Raw genomic sequence first — 19,002 nt, 5'->3', positions numbered from 1 at the left:
GACGATCATCATGTTTGAAAAGATTTTAATTGCGAACCGTGGCGAGATTGCCTGCCGCGTAATTCGTACAGCTAAAAAATTAGGTATTGCAACAGTTGCTGTTTACTCAGATGCAGACGCAAACGCACAACATGTCAAACTTGCAGATGAAGCAATTTATATTGGTCAGTCCCCTGCAACGCAAAGTTATTTACAGGTTGATCGTATTATTCAAGCAGCCATTGATACAGGTAGCCAAGCTGTTCATCCGGGCTACGGCTTCCTTTCAGAAAATGACCAGTTTGCACTCGCTTGCCAACAGCACAATATTTGCTTTATTGGCCCACCAGTCGATGCCATTTTAGCGATGGGTTTAAAAGCGACCTCTAAAGCTTTAATGGAAAAAGCAGGTGTTCCTTTAACACCGGGTTATCACGGAACCAACCAAGATGCCGACTTTTTAAAACAACAGGCAGACCAAATTGGCTATCCAGTTTTAATCAAAGCCAGTGCTGGCGGTGGCGGTAAAGGCATGAGTTTGGTTGAGCGCAGTGAAGATTTTCTACATGCTTTAGCCTCGTGTAAACGTGAAGCCAAATCAAGTTTTGGTAATGATGATGTCTTGATTGAACGCTATGTGATTCAACCGCGTCACATTGAAGTTCAAGTATTTGGCGATACACACGGCAACTATGTGCACTTGTTTGAACGCGACTGTTCCGTACAACGTCGCCACCAAAAAGTGCTAGAAGAAGCCCCTGCTCCACAAATGCCAAGCGAAAAGCTCGATGCAATGCGCCAAGCTGCAATCGATGCTGCACGTGCCGTAGATTATGTCGGTGCCGGTACAGTTGAGTTTATTGTAGAACAAGACGGTACAGCGTATTTCATGGAAATGAATACCCGCTTACAAGTCGAACACCCTGTCACCGAAATGATTACAGGTGAAGACTTGGTTGAATGGCAACTTCGTGTGGCTTATGGCGAACCGTTACCTAAACTACAAAACGAATTAAAAATTCACGGACATGCGCTCGAAGCTCGGATCTATGCCGAAGAACCTGAAAAAGGCTTTTTACCTGCAATCGGTAAAATTGACTATCTGCACTACCCAACTCAAAACCAATATGTGCGTGTAGATAGCGGCATTGTTGAAGGCGATGAAATTACGACTTATTACGATCCGATGATTGCCAAACTGATCGTATGGGGTAAAAACCGTGAAGCTGCGCTCATTCAAATGCAACACGCTTTAAGCCAATTCCATGTCGATGGCTTAGGCAACAATATTGCTTTTCTTGAAAAAATTGTTCGTAGCGAATCGTTTAAACAAGCCAAACTTGATACCAACCTGATTCAACGTGAACAAAACTTCTTGTTTAGTCCTGAAGAGATCAAACCAGAACTTGTAGTGGCAGCGGCATTTATTGAGTTTTTAATTAAACTTAATAACAACAGTTCAAGCCAAAAACAGCTTTGGCAAGCTCAACCGCTTTGGCGTTTAAATATTGCTTATCAGCACAGTATTAAACTGAATTATTTAAACCAAAATATCCAAATCAAATTTGCCTCAAATGAAGATGGCTTTACCGCAGAATATAACGGTCAAAGCTACCCGATTTCAGGTCAATTGATTGATGCACATACTGCCTCTGTTCAAATTGATGGGACCCAGCAAAAGCTGTCTTTTAACCAAAGCCAGCAAGGCATTACCTTGTTCCAAAATGGACAAAGTTATAAGTTTGCTTATATTCGCCAAGACTTTAATCAAGCAGATAGCCAAGCCGATGAAGGTCATTTAAAAGCACCAATGCCAGGTGTGGTCACGCAAGTACTGGTGAGCGCAAATCATAGCGTGAAGAAAGACGATATTTTAATGACGCTTGAAGCCATGAAAATGGAATATACCATTCGTGCCCCTAAAGATGGCGTGATTGTAGACTCCTATTTCCAAGTCGGTGATCAAGTCAAAGCTGGCGATGAGCTTGTGGAATTTCAGCCTGCACAGGAGGAAGTTGCATGAGTGAGTTTGTCAAAATCGTGGAGGTCGGTCCAAGAGATGGCCTCCAAAACGAAAAGCAGGCTTTAACCGTCGAACAACGCTTAAACTTCATTAATGACCTGATTAATGCAGGTCTGAAATCGATTGAAGTCGGTTCATGCGTTTCGGCAAAATGGGTGCCGCAGATGGCTCAAAGTGACGAGCTATTTAAGCAATTACCCCAAACAACCGATGTGCAATTTAGCCTGCTCACGCCCAATATCAAAGGTTTTGAGACAGCTCAAGCGGTAGGATGCAAAGAGGTAGCGGTGTTTACCGCAGCTTCTGAAAGCTTTACCCGTAAAAATATTAACTGCTCTATTGACGAAAGCTTTGAAAAATTTAGCGATGTCCTGAGCGCGGCAAAAGCACACAATATTCGTGTGCGTGGTTATGTCTCTTGTATAGTCGATTGTCCTTATGAAGGCGCAATTGCACCTGAGCAAGTGGTGAAAGTCGTTAAACGACTCTATGACATGGGATGCTATGAAGTATCTTTAGGTGAAACCATTGGCACCGCAACACCAGATCGCGTTCAAAAGGTTTGGCAAGCATGCCTCGCTGAACTCGACAGCAAGGTTTTAGCAGGACATTTCCACAACACCTATGGCATGGCAATTGCCAATATTTATCAGTCTTTACAGCAAGGCATTCGTGTTTTTGATTCGTCTCTTGCAGGACTCGGTGGTTGCCCTTATGCCAAAGGTGCCTCTGGCAATGTATCGACCGAAGATTTGTTTTATTTGCTGTCACACATGGGCTTTGAAACTGGCATTGACTTAGAAAAACTGATGCAAGCCAGCCAAAATATTAGCAATGTATTAAACCGAAAAAGCTTGTCGAATTATGCAAATGCTTATTGGCAAACCAAGTGTGCATAGTCATAAATTAAAATAGCTTAACTTCTGGTATAAGGCTTAATATTGGGCTGAGTACCAGATCATCCTATCTCACCTTTATCTCATTTCATTCAGGAATTGGGACTAAATCCCTTATGCAATTTTTTAAAATTTATCATTTATCTCTGTATTAAATGCCTCTCTCAACAGAAGCATTCTTTACCCTTTTTTTATTCTAAATCCGTCTTATTCTGCATCCTTTTTCAATGGTAGTCCTTAAAATTTATCTCATTATTTATAAAAATAAGATGCATCCATTTCAATTCTTGGGGAAATATATTCTTCCACCCAATCTAACCATGCACGTGTTTTGGCATCAATAAAATGGCGTGAAGGCAATAGCGTATAAACCCCTATATCGGGCGAACGCCACTCTGGCAAGATATGACATAATCTTCCATTTTGAACTGCATCTAAAGCCGAAAACATCGGCAATAACGCCACGCCCATATCTTGTTGCACCACATCTAACAATAACTCTGGGTTATCTGCAATGACTTGCCCGCCAGTATCGATTTGGTAAGAATCACCCTTTGCATTTAACAAGTGCCAATCTGGTGTAATAGATGGGTTTACCAAGCGCAAACAGGCATGATTTTTTAAGTCTTCTGGAGATGTTGGTACCCCATGTTTTTCGAGATAAGCAGGTGAAGCACATAAAACAGAAAAAATAGTCCCAATTCTGCGTGCAACAAACCGAGAATCTGTTAAAGATTCAGTCAGATAAAGACTGACATCTACCCCTTTTGCCAACAGGTCTGGAACGTATTGTGAGGTCGTATATTCCACCGTTAACTCTGGGTAATTTTTACAAAACTCGGCCATGACGGGAAAAACATAGTGATGCCCAAAGCTTCCCATGCTTAATACACGTAAACGTCCTTTCGGTTTTGAAGCGGTTCCAGCAACTTCTGATTCAGCTTCATCCACCATTGAAATAACTTGCCGACAACGCTCCGCATAAGCTGCACCAATATCAGTCAGTGCCTGCTGGCGCGTTGAGCGTTGTATGAGTTTTGTACCTAAGCGTGTTTCTAGCTCGCTGATAAGACGTGAAACCTGTGCTGTGGTCAGATCCATCTGCTCAGCTGCTGCTGTGAAACTCCCGCTATCAATCACTTTCAGGAATGCATGCATTGCATGCAATAGTCCACCATCGAGATTTTTGCGCATAACGTAAATATGTTTTCCTAAATTACGGATTGTTGCACCAGTTTAGATCAACCACAATGACTAAATGTACATACATTGGCACTAATTCTTTTTAAGAAGAGGAACCGATCTTTTTTTTATTTCGTATGTCACTTGCTCCAAATATTCAACTGGATGTTGAAAAAAGAAAGTAGTCCGAGCTACTAAAAATTCTAAGGAGATATAAATGAACATAGCTACAAAAGTCACTCCAAATATTATTGCAACAAAGGATGTGTCACTTGAAGATAAATATATAAGTGATAACGGTACAGCATATATGACTGGCATTCAGGCGCTTGTTCGGTTGCCTCTTGCCCAAACTCGCCGTGACGCGATTAATGGTTATCATACTGCTGGTTTTATTTCTGGTTATCGCGGTTCTCCTGTTGGTAACTATGATAGTTTCCTTTGGCAAGTTCAAGGATTACTTAAATCCCATAATGTTGTATTTCAACCTGGTGTAAATGAAGACTTGGCTGCTACCGCAATTTGGGGTACGCAACAAGTTAATCTTTCAGGCCAAGGCAAATATGATGGAGTGTCTTCATGGTGGTATGGTAAAGGCCCAGGTGTTGACCGTTCAGGCGATGTACTCCGCCATGCTAACTTAGCTGGTACCTCTGAACGTGGTGGTGTCGTTGCTTTATTTGGTGATGACCACTCATGTAAATCTTCTACAATCCCTCACCAGTCTGAACATGTCATGATTGGTTGCGGTATTCCAATTTTCTACCCAACATCCGTTCAACAAATTTTAGACTTTGGTGTTCACGCCATTGCAGTTTCACGTTTTTCTGGTCTTTGGTCTTCAATGAAGCTCGTCAGTGAAATTGTAGAAACTTCTGCTTCAGTTCATGTTGATCTAGACCGAGTTAATCCCGTTATACCGGAAGATGTTAATTTCCCAGAAGGCGGCGTTAATATCCGTTGGCCAGATCATGGCATTCAGCAAGAAGAACGTCTTTATAAATATCGCTTACCTGCTGTTTTGGCTTATGCCCGCGCGAATAAAATCAATACCGTAACATGGCCTTGTGAAAATGCCCGTATTGGTATTGCCGCAAGTGGTAAAGGTTATTTAGATACGATTGAAGCCCTACGCATTTTAGGTATTGAAGATGAAACTGCTCAGCAGCTTGGGCTACGTGTTTATCAAGTTGGTCTCATTTGGCCTTTAGAACCTCAAGGCGTTCGTGAATTTGCAGAAGGTTTGCAAGAACTGATCGTTATTGAAGAAAAACGTCCAATTATTGAAGCACAAATTAAAGATGAGCTGTACTCACTTCCTGATGGCAAACGCCCACATGTGATTGGTAAAGCAACTGATGGTAAAGGTGAATGGAGTACCTCTATTGAAGAAGCACCGCTCATTGGTCACTATGAGTACCAGCCTGAACCTATTGCAAAAATGCTGGCTGCTCGCTTCTTAAAACTCGATATTCCAGAAAGCCTAAAAGCACAAATCCAAAGCAGAATCGACTTACTGCTAAAAGCAGAGCAAGAAGCAAAACGTGTTATTGATCTTGCTGAGCGTAAACCATATTTCTGTAGTGGTTGCCCACATAACTCATCAACAGTTGTCCCAGAAGGTAGCCGTGCACTTGGTGGTATTGGTTGTCACTATATTGCAGTTTCACTTGACCGTGGTACTGAAACGTTCTCTCAAATGGGCGGTGAAGGTGTAAGCTGGGTGGGTGCATCACCTTTTACTAACGAAAAACACATTTTTGCCAACCTTGGTGACGGAACTTACTTCCACTCAGGTTACTTAGCAATTCGTCAGTCCATCGCTGCAAAAACTAATATTACCTATAAAATCCTCTACAACGATGCGGTCGCTATGACAGGTGGTCAGCATGTAGACGGACATTTGAGCGTTGCACAGTTAACTCGTCAGCTTGCTGCTGAAGGTATTAAAAAACAAGTTATTGTGACGGATGAAGTTAAACTATTAAACGAAGAAGACGGTATTGCACCGGGTGTAGAAATTCGCCACCGTAATGAACTCGATACGGTTCAACGCGAGCTTCGTGAAGTTTCAGGTGTAACCGCTTTAATTTATGTACAAACCTGTGCCAGTGAAAAACGCCGTCGCCGTAAACGTGATGCATATCCTGACCCAGCTGAGCGTTTATACATTAACAGTGATATTTGCGAAGGCTGTGGCGACTGTTCAAAAAAATCAAACTGCTTATCTATTGAGCCAGTAGAGACTGCTTTAGGTACTAAACGTCAGATTAACCAAAGTAGCTGTAATAAAGACTTTACTTGTGCTGAAGGGTTCTGCCCAAGTTTTGTGACTGTTCATACACGTGATATGAAACGTCCAGCTAAATTTGAAGGAATTAGTGCAGGCTGGCCAACATCGCCAATCATTCCTCAGTTATATGATGTTCCAAGTCGTATTATGGTCGGTGGTATTGGTGGTACAGGTGTGGTGACTATTGGTGCACTCCTTGGTATGGCGGCTCACCTAGAAGGCAAAGCGACACGTGTTATGGATATGGCTGGACTTGCCCAAAAAGGTGGTACGGTTTATTCATACGTACAACTTGCAGCAACTGATGAGCAAATTTCTTCTACCAAAATTCCAGCAGGACAATGTGAATTACTGATCGGTGCAGATGCCGTAGTCGCTGGTGGTAGCGCTGCTCTATCTCGCTTAAAAGATGATGCTTTGGTTATTGTGAATGAAGACAGTACCCCTACTTCTGATTTTATTAAATCTCGTGACTGGTATGCACCTATTAGCGATTTAGTTGATCGTCTTCGTGGTCGTGTTCGTCAAGGTCAACTGGTTTCTCTGCCAGCAGCTCGCATTGCAACTCAACTCTTAGGTGATTCAATCTATACCAACCAGTTATTACTCGGTATGGCATGGCAATCTGGTCGTATTCCATTACTGCGTGAAAGCATTGAAAAAGCAATTCGCCTAAATGGTACGGCTGTTGAAAAGAACCTAGAAGCTTTCCGTGTGGGTTGTCATCTTGCAAGTGACCCGACTTTAGCTGCACGCTTAGTTGCGGCAATGCCAAAAACTAAAACTCCACAAACTTTGGCTGAACTTGTTGAAGACCGCTCTACTCGTCTAACAGATTATTGGAATGAAGCTTATGCAACTAAGTACCGTACGCTTGTAGAACTGGCAGCTAAAAAATTACCTGAAGAATTAACAGGTACGATTGCAACTCAGCTTTATAGAGTTATGGCGTATAAAGATGAATATGAAGTTGCACGTCTGTTAACAGGTAAAAGCTTCAAAGAATCGATTGAAACACAATTCGGTAAAAGCCTACGTTTAACTTACCATCTTGCTCCACCAGCATTACTCGGCGGTCTGCAAAATATTCGTAAACGTGCATTTGGTTACTGGATGCGTTTCCCGATGATGATGCTTGCTCGATTACAATGGCTTCGTGAAACTTTCCTTGATCCATTTGCGCGCCAAGAAGAACGTCAACACGAACAAGCATGGCGTGACCGCTACATCGCATTTGTTGAAACACTTGTTGAAGCTCCAGAAAATCATAACTTGGCTGTTGCTGAACAAATTGCAAAATTACCAGCGGAAGTACGTGGTTATGGACATATCAAAATGAAAGCAATGGATGCTGCAAAAGCGCGTTGGGATGAACTTACACCAACACTCATTAAAGTTCGTAGCTAAGAAATTGCTTAGAATTTAAATCTCGAAATAAAAAAGTCATCCTTAGGGATGACTTTTTTATTGGCTCAAAAATTTATTTAGCCATTTTACGTAACGTCAAAATCTGCTCGCTTCGTCCAAATGGGCCATACACATCATGTAAAACTGCACTGGTTAAACCAATACCATCCGAACCATATTGCTGAACAGTTTCCAAACCTAACCATTTACCTTTTGGATAGCGGTGCATGTGAACTTGCAAATCTAGATTTGGAAAGCCCCACGTAAATTCGCCTTCTTGTCTTGGCACAATCCCATTGGCGGTATCGACCATGCCAATCAAATGGGCAAAATCTGTCGTCGGCTGCCCTTCAATCATTTCTTTATCATTATTGAGCCAAACAATACCTTTGCCCGCACGATGCTGATCATCCGTTTTAGTGACTAGTGTCTGGATAAAGCCACCCGGCCATCTTTTCATACCCTTCCACTCTGTAAAAGAGTCTGGATGATGAACTGGCTGATCTTCAAGCCCAGCAATATCGGAACTGTCTTGAGTACACATTCGCCATGCTCTGGCAACAATACAGGTTTTACCTTGTGCCTGCATTTCTGCTTCAATCAATTCAATAGTTTTACCGGCACGAATCACATGTGTCTTTATCGTAAATTCACCAAAAGCAATCAATCCAAAAATATCAAAACTAATTCGACCAATTCGCATATCTTGTCGTGGTGAAAATTGCTCTAACTCAGCTGCGATTACGCCACTTGCAGGCGCCATATGCTGTTCATGAGGGTTCCAAGCCCCTTGTGCATGAACAGTTGAGCAATAATGAGCAATAACTTCACCTTGAAGACCAATTGTTCTATTCAGTAATTGATAATAAGCATTCATGATTTTCTTTCCGTAGTCCTTATCCAACATCAATATTTGATGAAAATTCACATTTTAATGCTTATGTTAACCCTCTATTTTTTTGGCTCAACTGGTTTTTCCTACCAAAAACTCATGAGTCTAAAATTACAAATTTAATCACTAGGTAAAACTCCACATGTAAATTTCACCCAATGATCCTAAAAATTACTAGTCATTAAAATGCAAAAGCATCTTGGTCAAGTTCCATCACAGATTCAGCTCCAGACTCAATAGAAGCAGCATGGCTCTGTGTACGATGTAAAAGTTTTTGATAGAAAAACTTAGCTGTCGTTAATTTTGCTTTATAAAAAGTTTGCTCTTGTGTACCCGCCTCTAATTTTTCATGGGCAACTTGTGCCATTCGAGCCCACAAATAAGCGAACACGACGTAACTAGAAAAATAAAGATAATCTACTGAAGCGGCCCCTATTTCTTCTGGGTTGTGCTTCGCTTTGTCGGCAATAGTTTTGGTCAGTGACAACCATTGTTGCTTAAGCTCAGCTAATTTTTCTAAATAAGGTTTCAACACTTCAATGGATTGCTGCTGACTAATCAATTGATCAATTAAATCCGTCATATTTTTTAGAAGTTTGCCTTCCGACTTTAGGACTTTACGTGCAAGCAGATCTAAAGACTGGATTTCGGTGGTTCCTTCATACAATGTTGAGATACGCGCATCACGTACAATCTGCTCCATACCATGCTCAACAATAAAGCCATGACCACCAAATACTTGAACGCCATGCTTTGCAGATTCATTACCTGACTCTGTTAAAAAAGCTTTAGCAATTGGCGTTAAAAAGGCCAGTAATTCATCGGAGTGTTTTTGCTGTTCCTGATCATTTGAACTTTCAACAATGTCTACATGTTGAGCTAGAAAATAAGCCAATGCACGGCCGCCTTCAGAAAAAGCTTTTTGTGTCATTAACATCGATCGCACAGCGGGATGCACAATAATTGGGTCTGCATTCTTCTCAGGATATTGAGGACCTGATAACGATCGCATAGCAAGACGCTCTTTGGCATAACTTAATGCACCTTGAAATGAAATTTCAGAGGCAGCAAGCCCTTGTACTGCTGTTCCAATACGTGCGGTATTCATGAAGGTAAACATACAATTAAGCCCGCGATTTTCAGGACCAATCAAATAACCTTGAGCGCCATCAAAATTCAGTACACAGGTGGCATTGCCATGAATCCCCATTTTATGTTCAATCGCGCTACAGACGACTTTATTACGGTCCAGTACCTGACCGTCGTCACTCACATTAAATTTAGGTACAATAAATAAAGAAATCCCTTTAGTCCCTGCGGGTGCCTGAGGCAAACGAGCTAAAACAATATGAATAATATTTTCAGAAAGATCGTGTTCACCTGCCGAGATGAAAATCTTTTCACCTGTAATTGAGTAACTACCGTCCAGATTGGGTTCTGCTTTTGTTCTAATTAATCCAAGATCCGAACCCGCATGTGATTCGGTTAAACACATCGTTCCAGTCCAGACACCACTAATGAGCTTAATTAAAAACTTTTGCTTTTGTTGCTCAGTACCATGGTGCTCAATGGTTCTCATTGCACCATGAGATAAGCCCGGATACATTGCCCAAGCCCAATTAGAACCACATAACATTTCAGAAATAGCGATCCGCAATAAGGTCGGTAAGCCTTGTCCACCATATTCTGGGTCAGCCGTTAAAGAGGTAAACCCAAGCTCAGCATATTTTTGGTAGGCTTCTTTAAAACCTTTCGGCGTTGTGACTACGCCTTGATTTAAATGGCAGCCTTCCTGATCGCCATTTTGGTTAATCGGTGCCAATTCATTTTCACAAAAATCTGCTGCTGCCTCTAAGTATTGATCAATTAATTCTCGATTTACGCTTTCCTGATATTTGCTTAAACCTTGATAGTTCTGTTCTGTTTGAAGCATTTCATGCAGTACAAATTGCATATCGCGTAATGGAGCTTTGTATAAAGGCATAGTTTTTTTCCTTTCACCTCTCTGCCTGTTTCATGGGCAGATATCGTTTTTCCTTAAAATGGACTTTTATTGTTTCAATCTCACCAAAATATCAAAAAATTTCTTATAGCAAAATATATTTTCACTAATTTAATAAAATTATCGTAACTCAGAAATAGATATAAAACATAAGCACATGTTTTAAAATACAAATATAGAATAAAAAGTAATTAGCATTGCTTAATTAGAATAACTTTAAATTTTGTATTGCAAAATTTTATTCCGTAAAAATTCAATTTATAGTATCGTAATTAGATTGCTTAATCATCCAAGGACGATTCATGGAAAGCCCGAAATACACAGGTCTTGAATTTTTAACAGCTTTAAAAAATGGTGAAGTTTCTCCATCGCCTATGGCCCACACCATACCCATGCAATTAGTAGAAGTTTCCGAAGGTAAAGCTACTTATAAAGTTACACCTAGAAAAGAACATCGAAATATACAAGGCGGTGTACACGGCGGCTTTTGTGCTACAGCTTTAGATACTGCTACAGGAAGTGCTGCGCATACCCTACTCGAACATGGAGTGGGTTATGGGACTATTGATTTGAATGTAAAAATGATTCGTCCCATGCAAGTTGATACGTCTTACTATGCGACAGCCGAGTTGATTAACGCAGGCCGTAATATTATTAGCACCGAAGGTAAAATCGTAGATGAAAATGGCAAAGTGTATGCCTTTGCCTCGGCAACCTTAATGATCATTCGAAAATAATAAAATATTGAAGCTCCTGTTTAGGGAGCTTTTTCTTGCTTTGCAATTTTGTTCATTTCATAAAAATCTAAACGATCAATCATAAAACTTAATATTGCCATCGCTAAACCTAAAGCGGCACATGCTTCCCACCCCCAATGCTTCCATGCATATACCGCAATAAAAGAACCTAAGGCGGCTCCACCAAAATATAAGGTCATATAAATTGAATTAATACGGGAACGGGCTTCGGCCGAAATTCGGTAGACCAGATTTTGGTTAAGCACATGAAATGCCGACAAACCGAAATAAGCCATAATAACCCCTACAGCGTAGGCAACCAGAGACTGCTGTGCAAAAAATAGCGGTATCCATGCACTTATTAATAAGCCCATACAAATCACTGCAATTTTATTCTCAAGCCCTGCCGCAATTTTCTTACCTGCCCAAGGGGTTGCAAATACACCTGCCAGTCCAACAATCCCAAATAAACCAATCTGGAAATCATTAAAGTGATAAGGCTCATTTGCCAAGATAAAAGTCATGGTGGTAAAAATGAGAGCCAAAATACCAAAGCCAACCCCACCTGCAAAACCACGGCGCAGTAAATGCGGTTGATGTACTGCTAATGAAAATAGTGAACCATATATCTGTAGAATATTGAGTTGATGAGACTTACGCGCAACTGGCAACTTCACCCACATCACCCAAGCAAACACCAAAATGACGATTCCGCTAATTAAATAAACCGCATGCCAAGACCAAACTGTAGAAAGTAAGCCTGCAATAGAACGTGCTAATAATATTCCCAAAAACAAACCACTCATGAGAGTGCCTACAACTTGAGGGCTTTTTTTCGGGCTAGCTAGACCTGCGGCGAAAGGAACTAAAACTTGAGTCGCAATCGAAAAGAATGTGGCTAAAAAGGTAAAGCCATATAAAACTGGCAAGGTTTGACTTAAGGATAACCCTACTTGTGCAAGCCCCGTACAACACATGAGCAAGCAAATATAACTGCGCTTTTCAAAAAAATCCCCTAAGGGAACCAATATGAAAAGGCCAACTGCATATGACAGTTGGCTAATGACAATGGTTAAAGCGACTTGATCAGCATTAACTTTTAATGCTTCGGCAATGGAGTAAATTAAGGGCTGGTTATAATAGTTTGAACCCGCACAAATTCCACATGTCATTGCCATGATAAAAATAAAGCTTTTTGACAGTATATTTTCTGCATTGGGCTCAACTATTTTTTCCATTTTTAACTACGCCCTATTTTAAAATTTATACATCGATACAAAGTTTACGCGTGATACATCAGCGGTTCTGCCATCAAACACTTCTCGTTTGCCTTGATGATATTCCATACCAATATCCATTTGCTCAATCGGTGAATAGAAAACGTTAGCTGCGTAGTCGGTTAAGCGTTTGTTAGCATCTGGGTTGAGTTTGGCATAAGCCGTGTCGTCATCATAATCAAACATTGAAGCAGATAAGTTTGCACGCCATTGCTCATTGAATTTATATGAATAACCAATATTGATGCTATTCAACTTATTCATAACCAAATCTGTTTTGTCTTCGTTTAAAGAAAAATCACCCGCGGCATTTAAATTTGTTGAATTTGCCAAACCACTTTGGGTGGTGTACGGCATAAATTTTTGATCACCAACAATATATTGATAATTTGCTTGCACCGATTGTTGTGGCGTGAGTTGATATTTTAAACCGCCTCCAGCGCCCCAGCTTACTTTCTTAACCGTGGCAGTTGCGACATCTGTAGATTTTTCATTAATAAAGCCTTGAGCAAGTGCCGTTAAAGGGCCTTGTTTAAAGCTATAGCGCCCCGTTAAAGTTGGAAATGCCGAGACTCTTGAACCTGTATATTCCAAAGCCACTTTCAAATCATTATTGGCATCAATTTTCCAGTCATAGCGAATTTGAGGAGTACGTGTATAAGAAGTTCCCACAAATTGGGTGTAATCGACAGCTTCTGTACGAGTTTCCATGTTGGACATGAGTGACCATGTTTGACCAAAGGTCCAGTCTTTATAAGTGAAAAAAGCATGACGGATACGGAATTTACCATCGCCCGTTCCCATGTTAGAGCTATCAAAGAAATCGGCTTCAATATTTCCCGTCACAGCTTTATTTGGGCTATTAAAATAAACACCTAATCGGCTTGCATTAATCATGGCATCAGAGCGTGCATGATTTGAACGTTTTTCACTTTCAAAAGGTGTTCGGTACAAACTGCTGGTCGTTCTACCGCCCGAATCTGGTGAAGATTTAAAATCGACCGCTGCATCAATACGGGCAATACCGTAAACCTTCACGTTATCCGTCCAAGTGACCCACGAAGGAGCAACAGGCTTCTCTATTACAGTCGCTTTAGTTTTTTCAATGTTCTCTTCGATCTTTACCTGTTTGACCTGTAAATTATTTTGAGTTTGTTTCTGAGCAGCAAGTTCTGCTTTTAATTTTTGCAGCTCGGTTTCTAGCAAATTAATTCTTTGCTCTGTGGTATCTGAAGAATTTGCAAAAATAGTCCCTGAAGCCGCAGCGCAAGCTGCAGCTAAAATTAATTTTTTCATCTTTTAATCCTTAAAGAAGCGTTTTTCCGTGTGTATTTAGGCTACACGTGCATCGATTAGTTCACAGTCTGTGACTGCTTGTAATTCATTAAAACCTAGGCCTTCCACCATTTCTGTGACATAAGCTTTTTGGTCTTTGAGTTCAATAATGCATAAATCGGTATAAATACGATTGACACACTGCTCACCCGTCATTGGGTAGCTTAGTTCTTTTACAATTTTTGACTCACCTTTTTTAGTGACATGTTCCATATAGACATAAATCGTTTTTGCGCCGACCGCCAAATCCATAGCACCACCGACCGCGGGTACATCATCTGCTTTACCAGTATGCCAATTTGCCAAGTCTCCATTTACAGCAACTTGGAATGCACCAATCACACAAATGTCCAGATGGCCGCCACGCATAATATCAAATGAGTCACCATGATGCATAAAGCATCCACCATCTAACAAAGTCACAAGTTCTTTTCCGGCATTAACCAAATCTTGGTCTTCTTCACCAGGTTGTGGTGGTGGACCAAAAGCCAAGACACCATTTTCTGAATGTAAAAAGATTTCTTTATCTTTAGGCAAAAACTTAGCAACGTTGGTCGGCAAGCCAATCCCTAAATTAACATAAGAACCTTCAGGAATGTCATTGGCAATGAGCTTGGCAATATCTTCACGAGAACGCTTTTGAACTGACATTAGATATCTCCTACTTTTACAATGTGCTGAACAAAAATTCCCGGTGTAATAATGCACTCTGGGTCAAGCGTTCCTAGCTCTACGGTGTCATTCACTTGAACAATCGTAGTCTTAGCGGCTTTTGCCATGATTGGGCCAAAATTGCGGGCTGCTTTACGGTAAGTTAAATTGCCCCAGCGGTCGGCTTTATCGGCATAAATCAGTGCAAAATCAGCTTCAAGTGGATATTCAAGCACATAGTTTTTACCGTTGATGGCGCGGGTTTCTTTACCCTCGGCAACTTTAGTACCATACCCAGTTGGTGTAAAAATAGCGCCTAAGCCAGCTCCGGCGGCCTGAATACGACATGCCAAATTACCTTGCGGAACCAGTTCTAACTCAATTTTTCCTGCGCGGTATAAGTCCTGAAAAACGGTTGATCCCGCAGATTTCGGAAATGAACAAATCATTTTTTTAACACAGCCAGCAATAATCAGATTTGTTAAACCACGATCACCAGAAGCCGCATTGTTATTTACAATGGTCAGTTCTTTTTTCCCTAAATCGATTAAGGCTTCAATTAATTCAGCAGGTTGCCCCGTCACACCAAACCCGCCTGTCATGATGGTTGCACCATCAGGAATAGCTTTTAAAATCGGTTCAATGTCACTGGTGATTTTATTTATCATCTCACTTGTCCCTTTTCATCCTTAATTTAAGGTGACAGATTGATCTGTCACTCTGCCTTTTGCGGGTTAAATAGTCGGTCTTTAATAAATAACAATGGAATTACCCCGCAGATAAAATAAGCCGCAGCCATCACCAAAAGCCCTAAACCAATAGAACCGTTTTGCGATAGATAACCAATTGTTAATGGAGAGAAAATAGAAAGTACTTTACCAATGTTATAAGCACCACCCACTGCCGAACCTCGAATTGAAGTCGGGAAACTTTCCGTCATATAGGTGGCATTAATTGCGTATGGAATACCGTAAAGGAAACCGAAGAACAGCATCATCCATAAAATGTTAGTTGGTGTATTTAAATAGACAATCACTGGAATAAATAAAGCTGTACCAATGGTTCCGAAAGCGAATACAGCGCGGCGCCCTAATTTGTCGGCAACAATTCCTGCAATCACTTTGGCAAACATCATGATCAGGAAGGTACCGACCATATACATCGCCATTTCTTTAAATTTGATGCCAAGATCAGACTCTAAATAAGCTGGTAACCAGTTACTTACACCGTAATAACCGAACTGCAACGCACCTGTACTAATAATCCAAAGAACAAACATGGTGCCGTGTTTCTTATCTCTTAAAATTTCAAGATATGGGTTTTGACGTTTTTTAGGTTGATTACTTTGAGCGACTTCTAGCGCTTTTAATTGACGTGCTTTTTTCCAAGACTCAGGTTCAGGTACACAAAAGTGCATTAAAATTGACAACACCACAGGCGTAATCGCAATCCAATACAGGAAACGCCAGCCATGTTCAGGAATAATATGTCCTGCCAATAAGGTTGCTAACAAAGAACCTAAGGTATAACCCGTCATGAGAGTAGCCAAAACAGTCGAGCGATGTTTTGTTGGCACCATTTCTGACATTAAAATATTACAAGCAATATAGAGCGCACCTAAACCCATCGCTCCAAAAGTTCTTAAAACTGCAAATTGCATATAAGAATCAGTAAAACCCAGTGCGCTGGTTAAAACTGAAGAATAAGCAATAAAGAACACGATAATGCGGACCCGCCCAAAACGGTCACAAGCCCAACCACCAATCAGGCCACCAATTGCTGAACCTAAAAGTGTTAAACTGCCTAGCGTTCCAGCCTGTATGCCCGTTAAATGAAATTCTGTTTTAAGACTGGTCAGGCTTAATGCCAAAAAACCTAAGTCTGCCCCATCACACAACAATGTTAAAAAAGCGAATATAAATGCGGTAACCCAAATTTTTTTTGGTGTCTGGATAGCTTCACTGCTAGCCGTATTTTGTGCAACTGTTTCTGTTGTCATGTCCATATCCTCAGAAGGAACATGAGGCATCCAATGCCTCATGGCATTTGTTTTTTATTAGGTAGTAGCTTCCCTAATCATGTTTTTGGCAATAATAATTTGTTGAACTTGCGTGGTTCCTTCATATAAACGGAACAAACGGACATCTCGATAAAAACGCTCAATGGCATATTCACTTATATAGCCTGCACCACCGTGAATCTGTACACAGCGGTCAGCAACACGACCACACATTTCGGTTGCAAACATTTTGGCGCAAGATGCTTCTGTACTAATGTTTTCGCCATTGTCACGGCGACGGGCTGCATCTAAGACCATACATTTAGCCGCATAAATTTCGGCTTTTGAGTCGGCGAGCATCGCTTGAATAAGTTGGAAGTTAGCAATAGGTTGACCAAATTGTTTACGTTCAATTGCATAATGAAGTGCGTCATTTAACATACGCTCAGAAACACCCACGCTATATGCACCAATATGCAAGCGCCCTTTATCAAGCACTTTCATGGCCGTTTTAAAACCGACACCTTCTACCCCACCGATGAGTGCAGAAGCAGGCACATGGCAGTTTTCAAAAATGACATCACAGGTGTGCGAACCCTTTTGCCCCATTTTTTGGTCAATTTTGCCTAATGTAATACCTGGTGTATTGGCCTCAACTAAAAAAGCTGAAATACCACCTGACCCTTTAATTTCAGGATTCGTTCGTGCCATTACGGTAAAAGTTGCAGCGTGAGGTGCATTGGTAATAAAACGCTTGGTGCCATTTAATACATAAAAATCGCCATCTTTTACTGCACTGGTTTTTAAAGATGCCGCATCAGAACCAGATTCAGGCTCAGTTAAACAAAATGAACCAATAATTTCGCCACTTGCGTAACGCGGTAAATATTTCTGCTTTTGCTCTTCTGTGCCATCAATCAAAATTGCACTTGAGCCAATACCGTTATTGGTACCAATTAAAGAACGGAAAGCTGGTGAAGTTTGCCCAAGTTCAAATGCAACTCTGACTTCTTCTTCCATGGTAATGCCTAGGCCACCATATTCTTCGGGAATTGTGAGGCCGAATAAACCAAGCTCACGCATTTGCTGCACAATGTCATCTGGAATTTTGTCTTTCTCTACCACTTCGTTTTCACGAGGGATCAATTCATTTTTTACAAAATCTCGAATTGTTGAAAGTAACTGCTCCAACATCCCTTCATCACGGATCATCTGTGATCTCCCTTTTTATGTATTTCCATCGTACCCATCAGCCATCTCCAGCTTGTCTGGATACCATGTTTTAAATCTTGTTTACTGCGGATGTGTTTCATAGTACGAGAACGAAAATACAAATTTCAAGCTTTTTTGAAAATTAATTTCGTTAAACGAAATTTTAAAAATTACCATTACGTAATATCAATTACTTAGCTTATTTCGTAGTTCATTATCGTTTGAACAGACTAAATAAGACTTGAAATAAATTCCAAAATAAGCATCATAAAAGGAATATAGTTTTGATGTGCGAAACAAGGAATTCAAAAATGAGTATATCAACAGGGAATAATTTCGTAGAGGTCGACTTTTCTATTCAAAAAATAGCAATTGTAAAAATAAATCGACCTGAAGCAAAAAATGCACTGAATACAGAAGTTCGTAAACAACTAGCACAAGCTTTTACCGAATTAAGTTTTAACGATCAGATCAATGCAGTTGTGCTCACAGGTGGTGAAGAAGTCTTTGCAGCAGGTGCCGATTTAAAAGAAATGGCAACAGCAACTTCAACAGAAATGTTATTGCGTCATACGGAACGTTATTGGAATGCGATTGCTCAATGCCCTAAGCCTGTGATTGCTGCTGTAAATGGTTATGCATTGGGTGGGGGCTGTGAACTTGCAATGCACGCTGACATTATTATTGCAGGTAAAGGTGCAACCTTTGGTCAACCGGAAATTAAAGTCGGGTTAATGCCGGGTGCTGGTGGTACACAACGCTTATTCCGTGCTGTGGGTAAATTCCATGCCATGCGCATGATTATGACGGGTGCCATGGTGAAAGCCGAAGAAGCTTATACCATCGGTCTTGTTTCACAAGTCACAGAAGATGACCAAACTATTCCAACTGCGATTCAAATGGCGCAAAGCCTAGCAAAAATGCCTCCTATTGCCCTGCAACAAATTAAAGAAGTTGCACTGATGAGCGAAGATATTCCATTAAATGCTGGCTTAACCCTAGAGCGTAAAGCATTCCAACTGCTGTTCTCTACCGAAGATAAAAATGAAGGTGTTCAAGCTTTTATTGAAAAGCGTAAACCGTCTTACCAAGGTAAATAATTTAAAACCATAATAAA

14 protein-coding genes are annotated in these 19,002 nt (G+C 40.8%); 5 read left to right on the top strand and 9 right to left on the bottom strand.

Translation table 11 applies throughout. From position 1 onward, the window contains the following. Positions 1–10: 10 nt before the first annotated feature. Both WA249_RS11670 and WA249_RS11665 read left to right on the top strand, forming a co-directional pair. Positions 11–2,002, top strand: coding sequence for an acetyl/propionyl/methylcrotonyl-CoA carboxylase subunit alpha (locus tag WA249_RS11670; protein WP_336168873.1), 1,992 nt, complete (start codon positions 11–13; stop codon positions 2,000–2,002). Beyond that, complete coding sequence (locus tag WA249_RS11665; RefSeq protein WP_336168871.1) at positions 1,999–2,901, top strand: hydroxymethylglutaryl-CoA lyase; 903 nt, start codon at positions 1,999–2,001, stop codon at positions 2,899–2,901. Before WA249_RS11670 ends, WA249_RS11665 begins: the two co-directional genes overlap by 4 nt. 249 nt (positions 2,902–3,150) lie before the next feature. Here the strand turns inward: WA249_RS11665 and WA249_RS11660 are convergent, their stop codons facing one another. After that, on the bottom strand, positions 3,151–4,092 hold the full coding sequence (locus WA249_RS11660) for a LysR family transcriptional regulator (RefSeq protein WP_336168869.1): 942 nt from the start codon (positions 4,090–4,092) through the stop codon (positions 3,151–3,153). Between the two features lie 205 nt (positions 4,093–4,297). On the opposite strand from WA249_RS11660, the gene WA249_RS11655 reads away from it, so the two are divergent. After that, a complete protein-coding gene (locus WA249_RS11655) occupies positions 4,298–7,780 on the top strand; it encodes an indolepyruvate ferredoxin oxidoreductase family protein (RefSeq protein WP_336168867.1) in 3,483 nt (1,160 codons plus the stop codon). A gap of 73 nt (positions 7,781–7,853) precedes the next feature. Here WA249_RS11655 and WA249_RS11650 read toward each other — a convergent pair whose 3' ends face one another. Both WA249_RS11650 and WA249_RS11645 read right to left on the bottom strand, forming a co-directional pair. After that, positions 7,854–8,657: a thioesterase family protein gene (locus WA249_RS11650; protein WP_336168866.1), complete on the bottom strand. Its 804-nt coding sequence runs from the start codon at positions 8,655–8,657 to the stop codon at positions 7,854–7,856. A gap of 196 nt (positions 8,658–8,853) precedes the next feature. Continuing rightward, the gene (locus WA249_RS11645; protein WP_336168865.1) at positions 8,854–10,656 is read right to left on the bottom strand and encodes an acyl-CoA dehydrogenase C-terminal domain-containing protein; all 1,803 of its coding nucleotides are present in this window, start codon (positions 10,654–10,656) and stop codon (positions 8,854–8,856) included. A 305-nt stretch (positions 10,657–10,961) separates the two neighbouring features. Between WA249_RS11645 and WA249_RS11640 the strand changes: the two genes are divergently transcribed. After that, positions 10,962–11,411, top strand: a complete 450-nt coding sequence (locus tag WA249_RS11640) for a PaaI family thioesterase (protein ID WP_336168894.1) — start codon at positions 10,962–10,964, stop codon at positions 11,409–11,411. A 20-nt stretch (positions 11,412–11,431) separates the two neighbouring features. On the opposite strand, the gene WA249_RS11635 is transcribed toward WA249_RS11640, so the two are convergent. Genes WA249_RS11635 through WA249_RS11610 form a run of 6 tightly spaced genes read right to left on the bottom strand, consistent with a single transcriptional unit; the run spans position 11,432 to position 17,885 of the window. Next, positions 11,432–12,649: an MFS transporter gene (locus WA249_RS11635; RefSeq protein WP_336168863.1), complete on the bottom strand. Its 1,218-nt coding sequence runs from the start codon at positions 12,647–12,649 to the stop codon at positions 11,432–11,434. 18 nt (positions 12,650–12,667) lie between these two features. Further along, entirely contained in the window at positions 12,668–13,984 is a 1,317-nt protein-coding gene (dcaP, locus tag WA249_RS11630; protein ID WP_336168861.1) for an outer membrane trimeric porin-like protein DcaP, read from the bottom strand. A gap of 36 nt (positions 13,985–14,020) precedes the next feature. Beyond that, positions 14,021–14,674 carry a 3-oxoacid CoA-transferase subunit B gene (locus tag WA249_RS11625; RefSeq protein WP_336168859.1) on the bottom strand — a complete coding sequence of 218 codons (654 nt, stop codon included), beginning with the start codon at positions 14,672–14,674 and terminating at the stop codon, positions 14,021–14,023. Next, complete coding sequence (locus WA249_RS11620) at positions 14,674–15,342, bottom strand: 3-oxoacid CoA-transferase subunit A (protein ID WP_336168857.1); 669 nt, start codon at positions 15,340–15,342, stop codon at positions 14,674–14,676. The genes WA249_RS11625 and WA249_RS11620 overlap by 1 nt, the downstream gene beginning before the upstream one ends. Before the next feature lie 47 nt (positions 15,343–15,389). Then, the gene (locus tag WA249_RS11615; protein ID WP_336168854.1) at positions 15,390–16,673 is read right to left on the bottom strand and encodes an MFS transporter; all 1,284 of its coding nucleotides are present in this window, start codon (positions 16,671–16,673) and stop codon (positions 15,390–15,392) included. A gap of 57 nt (positions 16,674–16,730) precedes the next feature. Continuing rightward, positions 16,731–17,885 (bottom strand): acyl-CoA dehydrogenase family protein, encoded by a 1,155-nt coding sequence (locus WA249_RS11610; protein WP_336168853.1) that lies wholly within the window; start codon positions 17,883–17,885, stop codon positions 16,731–16,733. Between the two features lie 311 nt (positions 17,886–18,196). Between WA249_RS11610 and WA249_RS11605 the strand changes: the two genes are divergently transcribed. After that, positions 18,197–18,985 carry an enoyl-CoA hydratase gene (locus WA249_RS11605; RefSeq protein ID WP_336168851.1) on the top strand — a complete coding sequence of 263 codons (789 nt, stop codon included), beginning with the start codon at positions 18,197–18,199 and terminating at the stop codon, positions 18,983–18,985. The last annotated feature ends 17 nt before the right edge of the window (positions 18,986–19,002 follow it).

This window comes from Acinetobacter sp. 161(2023), from assembly GCF_037027805.1.
In the GTDB taxonomy this organism is placed as follows: domain Bacteria; phylum Pseudomonadota; class Gammaproteobacteria; order Pseudomonadales; family Moraxellaceae; genus Acinetobacter.
The sequence above is the reverse complement of the archived record's forward strand: the minus strand, read 5'-3'. Positions and strand labels throughout refer to the sequence as shown.

Bases quoted from the DNA above. Each gene is read 5' to 3' on its own strand.
- WA249_RS11670 (WP_336168873.1), top strand. From the start codon at position 11: ATGTTTGAAAAGATTTTAATTGCGAACCGTGGCGAGATTGCCTGCCGC.
- WA249_RS11665 (WP_336168871.1), top strand. From the start codon at position 1,999: ATGAGTGAGTTTGTCAAAATCGTGGAGGTCGGTCCAAGAGATGGCCTC.
- WA249_RS11660 (WP_336168869.1), bottom strand. From the start codon at position 4,092: ATGCGCAAAAATCTCGATGGTGGACTATTGCATGCAATGCATGCATTC.
- WA249_RS11655 (WP_336168867.1), top strand. From the start codon at position 4,298: ATGAACATAGCTACAAAAGTCACTCCAAATATTATTGCAACAAAGGAT.
- WA249_RS11650 (WP_336168866.1), bottom strand. From the start codon at position 8,657: ATGAATGCTTATTATCAATTACTGAATAGAACAATTGGTCTTCAAGGT.
- WA249_RS11645 (WP_336168865.1), bottom strand. From the start codon at position 10,656: ATGCCTTTATACAAAGCTCCATTACGCGATATGCAATTTGTACTGCAT.
- WA249_RS11635 (WP_336168863.1), bottom strand. From the start codon at position 12,649: ATGGAAAAAATAGTTGAGCCCAATGCAGAAAATATACTGTCAAAAAGC.
- dcaP (WP_336168861.1), bottom strand. From the start codon at position 13,984: ATGAAAAAATTAATTTTAGCTGCAGCTTGCGCTGCGGCTTCAGGGACT.
- WA249_RS11625 (WP_336168859.1), bottom strand. From the start codon at position 14,674: ATGTCAGTTCAAAAGCGTTCTCGTGAAGATATTGCCAAGCTCATTGCC.
- WA249_RS11620 (WP_336168857.1), bottom strand. From the start codon at position 15,342: ATGATAAATAAAATCACCAGTGACATTGAACCGATTTTAAAAGCTATT.
- WA249_RS11615 (WP_336168854.1), bottom strand. From the start codon at position 16,673: ATGACAACAGAAACAGTTGCACAAAATACGGCTAGCAGTGAAGCTATC.
- WA249_RS11610 (WP_336168853.1), bottom strand. From the start codon at position 17,885: ATGATCCGTGATGAAGGGATGTTGGAGCAGTTACTTTCAACAATTCGA.
- WA249_RS11605 (WP_336168851.1), top strand. From the start codon at position 18,197: ATGAGTATATCAACAGGGAATAATTTCGTAGAGGTCGACTTTTCTATT.